Below are 12817 nucleotides of genomic sequence, written 5' to 3' on the forward strand. Positions count from 1 at the left end.
CTCGGCAAAAGTTCGCACTACGTGGAATCGCCACCGGCGGTTTTCTCGGCCTTGACGGTGGCCGCACTCTCGATCAGCTGTTCAAGCTGCGTGAAGTTCACCGGCTTGGTCAGGTGCGAGGTGAAGCCTGCGCCGAGACAACGGCGCACGTCCTCATCCGTGCCGAAGCCCGTCAAGGCGACAGCCGGCACGTCCGAATGCTCGCGGAACGCCTTGATGAAATCGAGGCCCGTGCCATCGGGCAGTCCGACGTCGCTGACGATCAGCTCGAACGTCGCCGACTGCGTGGCCGCCAGCGCATCGGCCACCCGGCCCACCACCGTCACCTCGTGACCGAGGCCGCGAATCAGTTGCGCCATCACCTCGGCGGTGTCGACATGATCCTCGATCAGCAAAATCGTCAGCATGCCGGCTGCATGGGCCGCGGCCGGCGCAGGCACAACCGCCTGCTCGACCGGCTTGGCGGCTGTCGGCAAGGTGATCGTAAAGGTCGCACCGCAGTGGGCGCCTGGGCTCTGCGCGATCACCGTGCCGCCGTGCACGTCGGTGAGGGCCTTGGTAATCGCGAGTCCCAGTCCGAGGCCGCCGAACTGGCGGGTCATGTTCTGGTTGCCTTGTTCGAAGGCGTTAAAGAGCTTGCCGATCTGGTCGGGCTCGATGCCGATCCCGGTGTCCTCGATCGATATCTGCACCTGCATGCGCTCATCGCGCGTGCGTACGTAGATATGACCACCGTCCGGCGTGAATTTAGCGGCGTTGCGGATCAGGTTCCAGAGCATCTGCTGCAAGCGCGCGCGGTCGGCCAGCACATAGTGATGCTGGGCGGCCTTGTCGATATGCACGTCCTGCTGCTTGACCTGGATCTCGCTACGGAACAGTTCCAGCACGCTATCGATCACCTCGTGCACGTCCACGGTCTCGAGCGACAGCCGCAGCTTGCCGTTCGCCACCCGGGTGAGATCTAGCAGGTCGTCGATCAGGCGCGCCTCGAGTTCCACGTTGCGGCGGATCATCAGCACACATGAGCGCGCCTGTTCCGGCAGCTCAGGAATCAGTTCGAGCACCCGCGCTCCGGCCAGCACCGGCGTGAGCGGCGTGCGCAGTTCATGCGAGAGCATCGCCAGAAAGCGGTCCTTGGCCCGGTTGGCCTCTTCCGCGGCATGCCGCGCGGCCTGCTCCGAGGCGAGCAGCCGCTCGTGTTCCTCGATCGCTTCGCGCTGCGGATGGATGTCCGTGCAACTGCCGAACCATTTCGTGACCACGCCGTCGGCATCGTGCATCGCCACGATGCGCGCGTCGAACCAGCGGTAAGCGCCGTCATGGCGGCGAATCCGCAGTTCGTGCCGGTAGTCGCCTGCGCCACTCCTGACCGCTTTGAGCCAGGTCTGGCGGATTTCCTCGCGATCGTCCGCGTGCACGGCTTCGAGCCACGCGAGACCATGCGAGCGGCTCTCGTCGAGCCCGGTGTATTCGAACCACTGCTTCGACAGAAAATCGCAGTCGCCGTTGGCGCCGCAAGTCAGCACCAGATGCGGCAGCGCCTCGGACAAGGTGCGGTAATGCTGCTCGCGGTCGCGCAGCAGCACGGCCTCGTCCGAGGCCCGCTGCAAACGCACCTGCGAGAGCACCCGCTCGACCGCTTCGGGCAGATAGTCGAGATAATCGCCGGACTTCGGCACCACGTCCGAGACACCGGCGCGCAATGCCTCGATGACGCGCGACTCGTCCGTAAAACCGGTGACAAGGATGGCCGGAATCCGCACGCCCTCGGCGCGCAGGCGGCGGAAAAAATCCAGTCCGGTTTCCGGACCGTTGAGCTGGTAGTCGAGCACAAGCAGGTCCGGCGCGCCGGAGGCGATGCGCGCGCGGGCACTATCGACATCGGAGCAAAGCGTCACGCGGCAACCGGCCCGCTGTAGCGACTTGCGAGCGAGACGCAAGATGCCCTCGTCGTCGTCGACGACAAGCACGTAAGCCGCGGGCGGCGTGGATACGTCTTCGGTCATGCTGGTTCTTTCTTTGGGTAGATCTATTCTCACGGATTTCAGGCTGATACATCCTCAGGCAACATCAGGCCCCCCTCACGACGCCGCCAGACGCTGGCCCTGCGGCAGCTTCACCACCTGCAGGAAGAAGCCGAGCCGGCGCACGGCCTCGATAAACGCGTCATACTCGACGGGCTTCGTGATGTAGACGTTGCAACCGAGCTCATAACAGCGTTCGATTTCGCGCGGGTCGTCCGTGGTCGTCAGGACGATCACCGGCACGGCCGCGGTCTGCGGCGCTTCTTTCAGGCGGCGCAGCACCTCGAAGCCATCCACCCGCGGCATCTTCAGATCGAGTAGCACCACGAAGTTCGCCAGATCCTGGCGCGGCGGATATTTGCTGGCGGCATCCCCGCTCGGCGGATCGCCGAAGAAATAATCCAGCGCCTGCTGCCGGTCGGAAAACCGCAGGAAGCCGTTCGAGATGCCCGCCCGGCGTAAATTGCGTTCGACGAGCGTGGCATGGCCGTCGTCGTCTTCGATCAGAATGATGCTGACCGTTTCCCCATTCTTCATACTGCCTCCGTGCCGGCCGTTCGCCAGTGCGTGACCATTTGTTAGTGTTTCATACTTTGCAGGCTAGCCGCGCAGGCCGTGAGGCACACTGGCCTGGATCAAGCGCCTGGCTACCTCCCCGGTTTTGACCCCGGCTCGCTGGCCCCGTCACAAGCGCGCCGGCTGCTCCGGCAGCACCACGAAAAACGTCGATCCGGCACCTTCGGCCGACTCCACCCAGACGCGCCCGCCGTGCCGCTCGACCATGCGCCGCACCAGCGCGAGCCCGATGCCGTCGCCTTTGGCCACTTCACCGTGCAGCCGCTGGAAAGCCCGGAACACCTTGGACATATAAGCCGCCGGGATGCCGAGCCCGTTGTCGCGCACGTAATAGGTGCGGGTACGCAAGACCGGTGGATGACTCTCGTCCACCGGCTCCGCCTCGCATGCCCCCACCTCGATTCGGCCTACCCGGTCCGGATCGAGAAAGTTGAGCGCATTGCCGATCAGGTTACCGAAAATCTGCTCGATCGCGCCCGGGTCGCCCCAGGCGGGCGGCAACTCGCGCACCGTCACCTGAGCGCCACGTGCCTCGATCGTCCCGGCGAGGCCGTCGACGACCCGCGCCACCACCCGTCCGATACTCACGCGCTGCCACTGATATTCGAGGCGGCCGGCCCGCGAGATGCGCAGCAACGCCTCGATGATCGCCGCCGCGCGCGTCACAGCGGTCCGCAAAAACTGCAGCGACTCGCGTACGTCGCCATCGAGCACGTTGGTGAGGCGCTGTCGTTCGGCGTCCGGCAACCGGGCCGCATCGATCGTGGCGCGCAGCTCGTCGCAGGAAACCTGCAACTCCTTCGAGAAGCCCTGCAGATTGACGAGCGGCGAGCGCAAGTCGTGCGAGACGCTGTAGATAAACATCTCGTTGTCCTGGGTCTCCTGGCGCAATTCCTCATTGACCCCGGCGAGTTCCTTGGCACGCGCCTCCAGCCGCGCCTTGAGCACCGCCTGATCCTGCTCGGCCGCGCGCAGCCGTGCGCCGGTCTGGTGCAGCACGGTATCGAGCGCGGCGATTTCATCGTTGCCCGAGAGCGGCGCACTCAGCGGCCGGCCGTGACCGAGACGCTCGGCGTTGCCAGTCAGCACCTCGAGGCGGCGGCCGATACTGCGCGCAAACACCAGCGCGGTGATGCCCCAGATCAGCATCGAGCCGAGCACCGCGGCGATCAGCGCATATTGCTGGCGAGCCCGGGTTTGCGCGAGCGAGGCGTTGCGCTCTGCATCGAGCCGCGACTCTTCGTTGACGAACGCATCGAGCTGGTCCCGAAACAGCGCCACCTGGCGCGGCACGGAGCCTGCTTCGAGGGCGACGAACGGCGCCATGCTGCGCCCCTCATGCAAAGCCTTCGCTATGTCGTCGGCCTGGGCCCGGTACGCATCGACGGTGGCGCGCATCTGCTGCACGCGCTCGGCCTGCTGTGGCGTGTCGCCCACCAGTTGTTCGAGTTGCGACAGACGGTCCCCAAGATCGACCCATGCCGCATGGCGGTCTAGAAACGTGGGGTCGCCGACCACCATACCCGTGCGGACCCGCGCGGCCTGGCGCAGCAGCGGATCGATGAGTGAAGACGACTGATACAGGATGTGCTTGCTGTTGGCCACCCACTGCGCGGCTTGTGCCGCTTGCTGCTGGGTATCGAACACGAGACCGAGCAATGCGAGCTCGACGACGCTCGGCATCGCAATCAGCAGCAGCCCCTTGGTGAATAGTTTCATGTGCCCTGTAGTCTGTCCGGACGCCGCACGGTCCAGGCGGCGGGCTGCGCGTTGCCCCCACGCGGCACAGTCCGCCGAACCGCCGCAGCGGAACCGGGCCATTATCGACGTGAACCCGAGATATTTCAATGTGCTGCCCTGGAAGCGCTGCCTAACATAAAAATGTCTTTTTTTAACGGCGAGGGACTCCCCTACAGGGCGCGTGCGTCTATCATTGAGACAGAGGTATTGGGGATGCGAATGCGCACGGCAGGGCGATTCGGCACGATTCGTGCGGATGGGTGTGAGGCAGATTGATCGTCGAATCACCGTGAATCTGGCATTTTCGTATGCTATAAAAGATCGACGTGCGGCGGCGCGAAGCCGGGAGTGGTCGCATGAGGACGCTGCGTTTCTTGCAATTCTTTTTCAGGCGAATTTTTATGTCCTTCCCGAAAAAGCGTCGGCGCGCGAAGGTGGACGGCGATGAGTCGTTCCTGGCCGTGCTGCGGCACTTCAAACCGTTCGGCCAGCTCGACACCAAGATCGCGCGCGCTCGCGCCCAGGACGAGCCGGTTCTGTATGCCCACGTGCTGCCTGGCCTGGACGTCCTCCTATGCAGCGTGCGTGGCGCGCAACCGCCCTATCCGGCGCCCGCCGAACTGCGCAGGCGCTGCATCGAATCGATCGCCAATGCCCTCGAACAGCCGCTCGACGGGCTGGAAAACGGCGGCTACTGGTACGAGGCAGACGGCTTCGGCTTTCTGGTGTTCGCGAGCCGTGCACGCGGCCGGATCCTGCCGGAATTCGGCGCCACGCGGGCGGCGGTCGGTGGCCCGCGCCGCGGCGTGCGGCGCCAGGATGCCGCAGGAGACGCCACGCCGCGTTCGCTGCGCTAACTGTCTTTCCGCTGTTTTAACGTAAAAGCGCGCTCATGCTTTCATGAGCGCGTTTGTCGTTTACAGGGTCCATTTAGTGGGCCCATTTACCGGGCCCACTATGCCGCTTCGGGTTGCGCTGCTTCCGTCAGGCCCAACGTTGCGCGGCCCCTTTCCCCTCCGGGCTGCGCTGTGCCGATTGCCCGCCCCGTGCGTTGCCTAACTGCCTCTGTAGGTGGTGGCTGCGTTCGCCGGTGTCGATGCGCTCGGCGCGGCCTTGGTCTTGCCGCTCGCCGTGCCCATGCCGGCGCCCGTGCCGTCCAGCGACAACGGCGCCCGCGCCTTTTGCTTCTGCCCCGGCGGCGGTGCGCTGGGCTGCGCGCGCTCGTTCGCCAGCAGTTGAGCACACGGCAGCGGCTTGTTGTTGCTCGGGGCAATCAGCGGAATCAGCGCGGCCAGCGGGTTGATGAGCCCGAGGCCGACCATTGCCCCGCCACGCAGCGCGAGAGCGGTCGCGTTCACGCCCACATGTGGGTCTTTGAACGTGCCTTTTACGTATAGCGGCGAGCGCAGCGTAAATACCCGGAAGCCTTTCGTATGCGGGTGGACGCCGAGGTCCATCGTCTCGTCGCGCAGATTGACGTTGCCGTCGATGTCGATCACGGCGTCATCGGTATCGAGCGCGAACACCCGCGGGTCGAGCACGCCGTTGGTCGCCACGAAGTCGGCGGCGGCGCAGTTGATCTTCACGTCGGCCGTGCCGAACAGCTTTTCATAGACCACGTTGGCCACATTCAGGCCGGCCGCTTCCATCAGCAAGCGGCTCACCGTGCCATCGGTGACGAGCGCTTTCACCTCGCCGTTCGCCGTCGCCGCCAGTGCGGCCGGCGAGTTGCCGGTTGCGGACAGCGCCGCGTCGCCGTTCACTTCACCGAGCGCGTTTTGCATCGTCTTGAAGTTCGGGAACAACTGCTTGAGCTTCAGATGGCGCGCCGAGGTCGAAAAGCGCCCCTTCAGCGGCGTGGCACTGCCGTCCAGATGAATCTCGGACGAAAGCGTGCCGCCCGCCACCCCGAACGACAGGGGCACCAGCGAGAGCACGCCGTCGGTCATCACCACATGCGTGTACACGTCGGTAATCGGCAGGTCCGGGTTCTTGATGAGACGCCGCCCGGTGAATTTCACATCGGCGTCGATCGCGTTCCAGCGGTCGGTGCGGAAGGCCTCGACCGGCAACACCTTGCCCGCCGGCTGCTGCGTCGTGTCGCCACGCCTCGCCTTGCTGGCGTTGGAATCCGCGCCGATTACCGGAGCCAGATCGGAGAACTGCAGCAGGTTCGACACCAGTTCGCCCTGCAACAGCGGACGCGGTTCGCGAGCGGTGTAGGTCAGCGAGCCGTTCAGGTCGCTGCCGCCCACCCGGCCTGTAAAGTTTTCATACTTGAAGACATTGCCGTCACGCTTGAACTGGCCAACCAGCCGGCCCTCCGTGGCATACGGGGGCGTATCCGGCAGGGTCACCCCCGTCAGCGAATACAGACGCGCCATGCTCGTGCCTTGCAGCCACAGGCGCAGATCGAGCGCGGCGAGGTTGGCCGGATCCGTGATCGTGCCGACCAGCGCCACGTGCAGGTCGCCGGCCTTGACGTCGGCCTGCAGCGGGAATGGCCGGTTGACGTCCTGCAGTGCCAGCACGCCGCCCAGCTTGCCGCTGCCCGATACCGGCGTGTGGTTGTAGGAGCCCTTCACGGTCCAGCCGATCGCGTACGGCGGAACGGGTGGTCGCGCGCCGGCGCCCACGCTGCTCGCGGCGTTGACCGGTGCGGAGGCCGCGGATGTCATGGTCGCCTCGCTGCTGGCGGTCGTGCCGGCACTCGCGCCAGCGGCAGGCGCGGCGCCGGAGCCGGCGCTGCCGGGTGCAGCGGCCGCGCCCTGCGAAGCGGAAGAAGTACCGGATGCCGTCGAAGTAGCCGAGGCGGCTGAGGTGCCTGACGTAGCCGCAGCGGCCGACGCAGCCGCCGCCTCCGATGCTGCGATCGCATTCGCCTGGGCCGTAAGCCGGCTCGCGCCTTCTTTGCCGACCACCTGGGCGGACGCGCTGCGCGACGACGCTTCCTGCTCCTTCATGACCTCGCCGATCGGAATTGGCTGGCCGAGGGTGTCGACCACAACCTGCACCTCGGTCTTCTTCTGTTGATCCGACAAGGCGATATTGCCTTTGGCGAAGGCAATATCGTGCAGATCCAGCTTCCATTCCGACGGCCCAGCCGAGGACTGCAGCTTGAAGGTCCAGTTGTCGCGTCCGTCGACCAGCCGCTCCAGATCGACCGCGGGATTCACCAGATTGATCGCCGGAATCACAATGTCATGCGCCAGCAACGGCAGCACCGCCACCTCGAAGTCGATCTCGTCGAGCGTCGCGAAATGCGGTTGTTTGGCCCAGTCGGGGTTGGCCACCGTGATATTGGCAGCCGAAAAACGCGGCCAGGGCACCCAGGCGCGCCAGCCCGTCTCGCCCACCGGATGGCGCCAGCCGACTTTCAGATCGCCCTCGATGGCAAACGACCGGCCAATCGCCTCGCTCACTTTCTGGTCGACCCACGGGCGCGCGCGATTCCAGTCGAACGTCAAAACAAAAACCGCCAGTACGGCGATCAGGACCACAATGACCGCCACGAGCCATGCGATGATCTTGCCAATTCGTCCGCCGATCGTCCGCGACACTGCCATGAGGAACTCCGCTCTTCTCTGTTTGCGTATCGGACAGCAGTTAGCATGCCCGGTTCACCGCGCCGGCCATCTGGCACGGCCAGTCATGGCAACGTGCTGAGGCGCGAAACGCGGGGCCTGCATTGTACCTATCACCCAGATTCCTACTATGACGGACACTCCGATCGCCGCCGCCGAGGACATCGCCCGGCGCGACCCGTTGAGCGGCCAGATGCTGCTGCAACCTACCCGCTTCGCCCTCTACGCAGGCGACCGGGTCGCCATTACCGGCCCGTCGGGGTCCGGCAAGAGCGTATTTCTGCGCGCCTTCGCGCTGCTCGATCCGCTCGATGGCGGGCGCGTGGTCTGGCACGGCACGCCGGTCGAGCGCGCGGCGATACCACGCTACCGGCGCAACGTCGCCTATATCCGCCAGCGCCCGGCGATTCTGGACGGCAGCGTCGAAGACAACCTGCGCTATCCGTTTTCGCTGAAGGCCTATCGCGACGTGCGCTTCGATCGCGCGCGGGCCGCGTCGCTCGCCTCCCAGGCCGGCCGCGGCGCAGACTTTCTCGACAAGCGGGCCAGCGACCTGTCGGGCGGCGAAGCGCAGATCGCCGCGCTGATCCGCGTGCTGCAGCTTGCACCCGAGGTGCTGCTGCTCGACGAACCCACCGCCTCGCTCGACCCCGAGTCGTCGCATGCCATTGAGGGGCTGGTCAAGGCCTGGTTTAGCGCCGGCGACAAGCCGCGCGCCTCGGTATGGGTCTCGCACGATCCGGCCCAGGCACAGCGCATGAGCGAGCGGCACCTGAGCATGCGCGCCGGCGTGCTGGCCGAAGCGGCGTTCACGCCCAATGCCGATGAGGAACCCACCCGATGACCCTGCAAAACCTCAGCCTGTGGGACGTGGCGATCGCCGCCCTGCTGATCGTCGTCAACGGCGCGGTGTCCGTGGCGCTCAAGCTCGATCTGGAACGCAAGCTGGCCTGGGCCGCTGTGCGCACCGTCGTCCAGTTGCTGGCGATCGGCTATGTGCTTGGCTGGGTGTTCCGCTTCGACCGCTGGTTTGTGGTGTTGCCGTTGATGGTGCTGATGACCCTGATCGCCGGTTTCGCGGGTGCGCAACGCGGCGCGCGCACCTATGCCGGCCAGCGCGCCGACAGCGTGCTGTCGATCTGGCTCAGCTCATGGCTGGTGGCCGCCGTGGGTCTGTTCGTGGTGATCCGGATTCACCCGTGGTACGAGCCTCAATATGCGATTCCGATTCTCGGCATGATCCTCGGCAACACGCTCACCGGGGTGTCGCTCGGCATCGAGCGGATGACCGAGGAGCTGACCTCGCGCCGCGACCGCGTGGATATGGCGCTCGCGCTCGGCGCGACCCGCTGGGAAGCGGCCCAGGGCCCGGCACGCCAGGCGGTGCGAGCCGGGATGATTCCTACCCTCAACCAGATGGCGGTGGTCGGCGTGGTCAGTCTGCCCGGCATGATGACGGGCCAGGTGCTGGCCGGCCAGTCGCCGCTGCAGGCTGTGCGGTATCAGATCGTGATCATGTTCCTGATCGCCGCCTCGTCCGCGCTCGGCACGGTGGGCGCAGTGCTGCTGACGTATCGGCGGCTGTTTTCGCCGGAGCACCGGTTTCTGGCATCGAGACTGATCGAGCGGGCCGCGCCCGCCCGGCAGTGAATCAACGTTTCGCCGACACCGCGACCTGAGTCCCGTCAGTCAGCGTCAGCGTCTTCGTGCTGCCGTTGGTAGGCATCGTAAAGCGCACGATCTGGCTGATCCTCACGTCGTTCGGACACTTGAGCGTCTTGCCCGCATGGGTGACGCTCTTGGTGCCGTGTGGCGAGAGGGCCTGGAAGCTCATCTGCACGGTCGCCGTGCCGTCGTCGGCGACCACCGGCGCAAAGCGGATCTGCGTTTGCCGCAGCACCGTGCCGTTGGTATCGAGCGGCAGCGAGTCGTAGTTCGGACATTGCTCCACCGCCGCAACCGGGCTGCCGGGCGGCGTCGTCTTCCATGTGAAGTCGTCGGATTCGCCGGAGCGGATGGTGCGCGTCTCCTGCGCGTTGCCGAACTCCTTCGACGTGACCTTGACCGTATAACGGATTGGGCCATCCGGTGCGGCTTGCGAAGTCACGGTGATCGGCGTGACGGCGTGGGCTAGCGGCGCCAGCGTGCAGGCCAGGGAGGCCACAATGGAAACGGCGGCAGAAACGGCGGAGAGTCTGAAGCAGGGGCTCATACGGTCACCTCGTCGTTGTGCCGCTGCACGCTCGCGTCGCAAGACGCGCAGCGAATTTACCTGGAGCCCTGCCAGTCTACCGCCAAGCGGACCCGAACGCGCTTCGCGGGGATCGGGTGTTAACCCGCTTGCGGTAAGACGTTTTCTGCGTTTCCGAATGCGAGCAACGGATGGCTTAAAAGCCGGTCAGCACCAGTTTGCCGATCGCGCGTCCCTGTTCCAGCAACTGATGCGCACGCCGCACATTCTGCGCATTGATCTTGCCGAGGTCCTCGCCGACGGTCGTGCGCAGCGTGCCCGCGTCGACGAGCCGGCCCACTTCGGTGAGCAGCTTGTGCTGTTCGATCATGTCCGGGGTGCCGAACATCGACCGCGTGAACATGAATTCCCAATGGAACGCAGCGCTTTTCGCCTTCAGCAGTTCGACGGCAATCGGGCGGTCGTTTTCGACGATCGTACAAATACCGCCCTGTGGTTTGACGACGGCTGCGGCAGCCGGGAAATGCTTGTCTGTATCGTTGAAAATCAGCACGAAATCGACCTGCTCGAAGCCGATCTGTTTCAGTTGTGCGGGCATGTCGCCGAAGTGGTCGACGATATGGTCGGCGCCCAGTTCGGTTGCCCACTTCGCCGACGCCGGACGCGAGGCGGTTGCGATCACGGTCAGCCCGGCCAGCTGCTTGGCCAGTTGAATCCCGATCGAGCCGACCCCGCCCGCGCCACCGATAATCAGCACCGAGCGGCCCTTGTCGGCGCCCTGCGGCGACACCCCGAGGCGATCGAACAACGCCTCCCATGCGGTAATCGCCGTCAACGGCAAGGCGGCTGCGTGCGTGAAGTCGAGCGAGGCCGGCTTGCGGCCGACGATACGCTCGTCCACCAGGTGATATTCGCTGTTCGCACCCGGCCGCGTGATGCTGCCGGCGTAGAACACCGGGTCGCCCACCTTGAACAACGTTACCTCGGGGCCTACTGCGGCCACCGTCCCGGCTGCGTCCCAGCCGAGCACGCGCGGCGCGCTCTCCACGGTGTCTTTCGGCGAGCGAACCTTGAAATCGACCGGGTTCACCGAGATCGCCTCGACCTTCACCAGCAGGTCGCGGCCCTTCGCTTCAGGTTTGGGAAGCTCGATGTCGAGCAGCGCTTCGGGATGGTCGATGGGCAAGTAGCGATAAAGACCGACAGCTTTCATGGCAGCTCCTGATTCGTTCGTGAGATAAATGGGATAAACGTTGCGCTCCGGCGCGCAGGGCTCGACTGCAGGGCTCGCGTCGCGCCACTTCGCTCGGACTGTGCTTATCTTAGGACGATCCTTGCCTCTCCAGAACAGGCATAATGGCTTAAACATTTTCTTGAAATTCAGAATAATGGCAAAGCCAGTCGCCTCCCCTGTGTCTGCTGTCCAGCATGAGCGCGAACGGCTCGATCTGCTCGATGTGGCTCTGTTCGTGCGGGCCGCGCTGCTCGCCAATGTGTCGGCGGCCGGCCGCGAGTTCGGTTTGTCAGCGGCAGTGGCAAGCGCGCGGCTCGCTCAACTCGAGCGGCTGCTCGGCGCCCGTCTGTTGCATCGGACCACGCGCCGCATCAGCCTCACGCAGGAAGGTGAGATTTTCATGACGCGCGCGCAAACGCTGCTCGATGCCGCCGCCGCGGCGCGCGCCTCAGTCGGCCGTGCGCAAACCGAACCGCAGGGACGCTTGCGGGTGTCGATGCCGTCGTCGTTCGGGCGCCAGCATGTGTCGCCGGTGATCCCCGAATTCCTGCGCCGTTATCCGGGCGTGAGCGTCGATCTGCGACTCTCCGACCACATCGTCGACCTGGTCGACGCCGGCGTGGATCTGGCGATCCGGCTCGGCGCGCTGAAGGATTCGACGCTGGTGGCGAAACGCCTGGCGGTCAACCGCCGGGTGATCTGCTGCGCCCCCGCATATCTGAGCGCGCGCGGCACGCCGCATCATCCGGCCGATCTGGCGCAGCACGAATGCGTGATTCTGGCGGACCAGAACAGCTGGGCCTTCGAGACGCCCGCCGGTCCGCTCGACGTACGCGTGACGGGCCGCCTCGTCACCGACAACGGCGAAGTGATCCGCGATGCCCTGCTAGCTGGTTTCGGCATTGCGCTCAAATCGACATGGGATGTAGCGCCCTATTTGCGCAGCGGCGAACTGGTGACGATCCTCGACAGCTATCCGCTCGCCGAGACGGTCGCGATCTGGGCCGTCTATCCGAGCCGCGCCTTCGTGCCGCCGAAGACGCTGGCGTTGATCGAATTTCTTGCCACCCACTTCGGCGATCCGCCGTATTGGGATGTCGAGCCGCGTTGAGTCGCATTCAAACGCTGGCTCGACCCAAGTTCAGTGCTTGCCGCGGTGCTCCCTCTGCGGCTCGCCTCGTGAGTTCGCGTTGCTATGCGCGTCGTTCTGCGTTTTCTGCTGATACTCGTCGCCGCCGCGCCGGTCAGTGTCCTTCAGTCCGCGCTGCAGGTCGCGATGGGCCTGCTTGCCCACGCCGCGCGGTTCGTCCTCGTGTTGCGACTCGACGCTCTGATCCGTTTCATGCGGTAGCGGCGCAGCCTTGTCCTGCAATGAGTCCGCGTCCCGGCCAGCGTGCAGACCGGTCTCTTTACCGTGCGCCCGATGCTTGCCGCCACCGTGCGACACTTGGGATGATGTTTTCATGGC

Annotated in this window: 11 protein-coding genes; 4 read left to right on the forward strand and 7 right to left on the reverse strand. The window is 65.3% G+C overall.

Translation table 11 applies throughout. The annotated features are described in order from the left end of the window. Positions 1-17: 17 nt before the first annotated feature. The 3 genes from BLQ92_RS09795 to BLQ92_RS09805 form a co-directional block, all read right to left on the reverse strand. Positions 18-2006 carry a hybrid sensor histidine kinase/response regulator gene (locus BLQ92_RS09795; RefSeq protein WP_090683806.1) on the reverse strand — a complete coding sequence of 663 codons (1989 nt, stop codon included), beginning with the start codon at positions 2004-2006 and terminating at the stop codon, positions 18-20. Between the two features lie 75 nt (positions 2007-2081). Further along, positions 2082-2561, reverse strand: coding sequence for a response regulator (locus BLQ92_RS09800; RefSeq protein ID WP_090683808.1), 480 nt, complete (start codon positions 2559-2561; stop codon positions 2082-2084). Between the two features lie 147 nt (positions 2562-2708). Next, on the reverse strand, positions 2709-4319 hold the full coding sequence (locus BLQ92_RS09805) for a sensor histidine kinase (protein WP_090683810.1): 1611 nt from the start codon (positions 4317-4319) through the stop codon (positions 2709-2711). A 377-nt stretch (positions 4320-4696) separates the two neighbouring features. Here BLQ92_RS09805 and BLQ92_RS09810 point away from each other — a divergent pair, with 377 nt between their 5' ends. Beyond that, complete coding sequence (locus tag BLQ92_RS09810; RefSeq protein ID WP_074264787.1) at positions 4697-5197, forward strand: hypothetical protein; 501 nt, start codon at positions 4697-4699, stop codon at positions 5195-5197. A gap of 198 nt (positions 5198-5395) precedes the next feature. Here the strand turns inward: BLQ92_RS09810 and BLQ92_RS09815 are convergent, their stop codons facing one another. After that, positions 5396-7906 carry an AsmA family protein gene (locus BLQ92_RS09815; protein WP_090683812.1) on the reverse strand — a complete coding sequence of 837 codons (2511 nt, stop codon included), beginning with the start codon at positions 7904-7906 and terminating at the stop codon, positions 5396-5398. Positions 7907-8054: 148 nt separating this feature from the next. Here BLQ92_RS09815 and BLQ92_RS09820 point away from each other — a divergent pair, with 148 nt between their 5' ends. Then, positions 8055-8768, forward strand: a complete 714-nt coding sequence (locus BLQ92_RS09820) for an ABC transporter ATP-binding protein (RefSeq protein ID WP_090683814.1) — start codon at positions 8055-8057, stop codon at positions 8766-8768. After that, on the forward strand, positions 8765-9574 hold the full coding sequence (locus BLQ92_RS09825) for an ABC transporter permease (protein ID WP_090683816.1): 810 nt from the start codon (positions 8765-8767) through the stop codon (positions 9572-9574). Before BLQ92_RS09820 ends, BLQ92_RS09825 begins: the two co-directional genes overlap by 4 nt. 1 nt (position 9575) lies before the next feature. Here the strand turns inward: BLQ92_RS09825 and BLQ92_RS09830 are convergent, their stop codons facing one another. Next, the gene (locus tag BLQ92_RS09830; RefSeq protein ID WP_090683817.1) at positions 9576-10136 is read right to left on the reverse strand and encodes a DUF6013 family protein; all 561 of its coding nucleotides are present in this window, start codon (positions 10134-10136) and stop codon (positions 9576-9578) included. 175 nt (positions 10137-10311) lie between these two features. Further along, positions 10312-11328 carry a zinc-binding alcohol dehydrogenase family protein gene (locus BLQ92_RS09835; protein WP_090683819.1) on the reverse strand — a complete coding sequence of 339 codons (1017 nt, stop codon included), beginning with the start codon at positions 11326-11328 and terminating at the stop codon, positions 10312-10314. A 175-nt stretch (positions 11329-11503) separates the two neighbouring features. Between BLQ92_RS09835 and BLQ92_RS09840 the strand changes: the two genes are divergently transcribed. Continuing rightward, a complete protein-coding gene (locus BLQ92_RS09840) occupies positions 11504-12460 on the forward strand; it encodes a LysR family transcriptional regulator (protein WP_090683821.1) in 957 nt (318 codons plus the stop codon). A gap of 30 nt (positions 12461-12490) precedes the next feature. On the opposite strand, the gene BLQ92_RS09845 is transcribed toward BLQ92_RS09840, so the two are convergent. Next, positions 12491-12814: a hypothetical protein gene (locus tag BLQ92_RS09845; RefSeq protein ID WP_244106173.1), complete on the reverse strand. Its 324-nt coding sequence runs from the start codon at positions 12812-12814 to the stop codon at positions 12491-12493. Between the last annotated feature and the right edge of the window lie 3 nt (positions 12815-12817).

It is taken from the genome of Paraburkholderia phenazinium (assembly GCF_900100735.1).
Classification (GTDB): domain Bacteria; phylum Pseudomonadota; class Gammaproteobacteria; order Burkholderiales; family Burkholderiaceae; genus Paraburkholderia; species Paraburkholderia phenazinia.

Bases quoted from the DNA above. Each gene is read 5' to 3' on its own strand.
- BLQ92_RS09800 (WP_090683808.1), bottom strand. From the start codon at position 2,561: ATGAAGAATGGGGAAACGGTCAGCATCATTCTGATCGAAGACGACGAC.
- BLQ92_RS09795 (WP_090683806.1), bottom strand. From the start codon at position 2,006: ATGACCGAAGACGTATCCACGCCGCCCGCGGCTTACGTGCTTGTCGTC.
- BLQ92_RS09820 (WP_090683814.1), top strand. From the start codon at position 8,055: ATGACGGACACTCCGATCGCCGCCGCCGAGGACATCGCCCGGCGCGAC.
- BLQ92_RS09845 (WP_244106173.1), bottom strand. From the start codon at position 12,814: ATGAAAACATCATCCCAAGTGTCGCACGGTGGCGGCAAGCATCGGGCG.
- BLQ92_RS09825 (WP_090683816.1), top strand. From the start codon at position 8,765: ATGACCCTGCAAAACCTCAGCCTGTGGGACGTGGCGATCGCCGCCCTG.
- BLQ92_RS09835 (WP_090683819.1), bottom strand. From the start codon at position 11,328: ATGAAAGCTGTCGGTCTTTATCGCTACTTGCCCATCGACCATCCCGAA.
- BLQ92_RS09810 (WP_074264787.1), top strand. From the start codon at position 4,697: ATGAGGACGCTGCGTTTCTTGCAATTCTTTTTCAGGCGAATTTTTATG.
- BLQ92_RS09805 (WP_090683810.1), bottom strand. From the start codon at position 4,319: ATGAAACTATTCACCAAGGGGCTGCTGCTGATTGCGATGCCGAGCGTC.
- BLQ92_RS09830 (WP_090683817.1), bottom strand. From the start codon at position 10,136: ATGAGCCCCTGCTTCAGACTCTCCGCCGTTTCTGCCGCCGTTTCCATT.
- BLQ92_RS09815 (WP_090683812.1), bottom strand. From the start codon at position 7,906: ATGGCAGTGTCGCGGACGATCGGCGGACGAATTGGCAAGATCATCGCA.
- BLQ92_RS09840 (WP_090683821.1), top strand. From the start codon at position 11,504: ATGGCAAAGCCAGTCGCCTCCCCTGTGTCTGCTGTCCAGCATGAGCGC.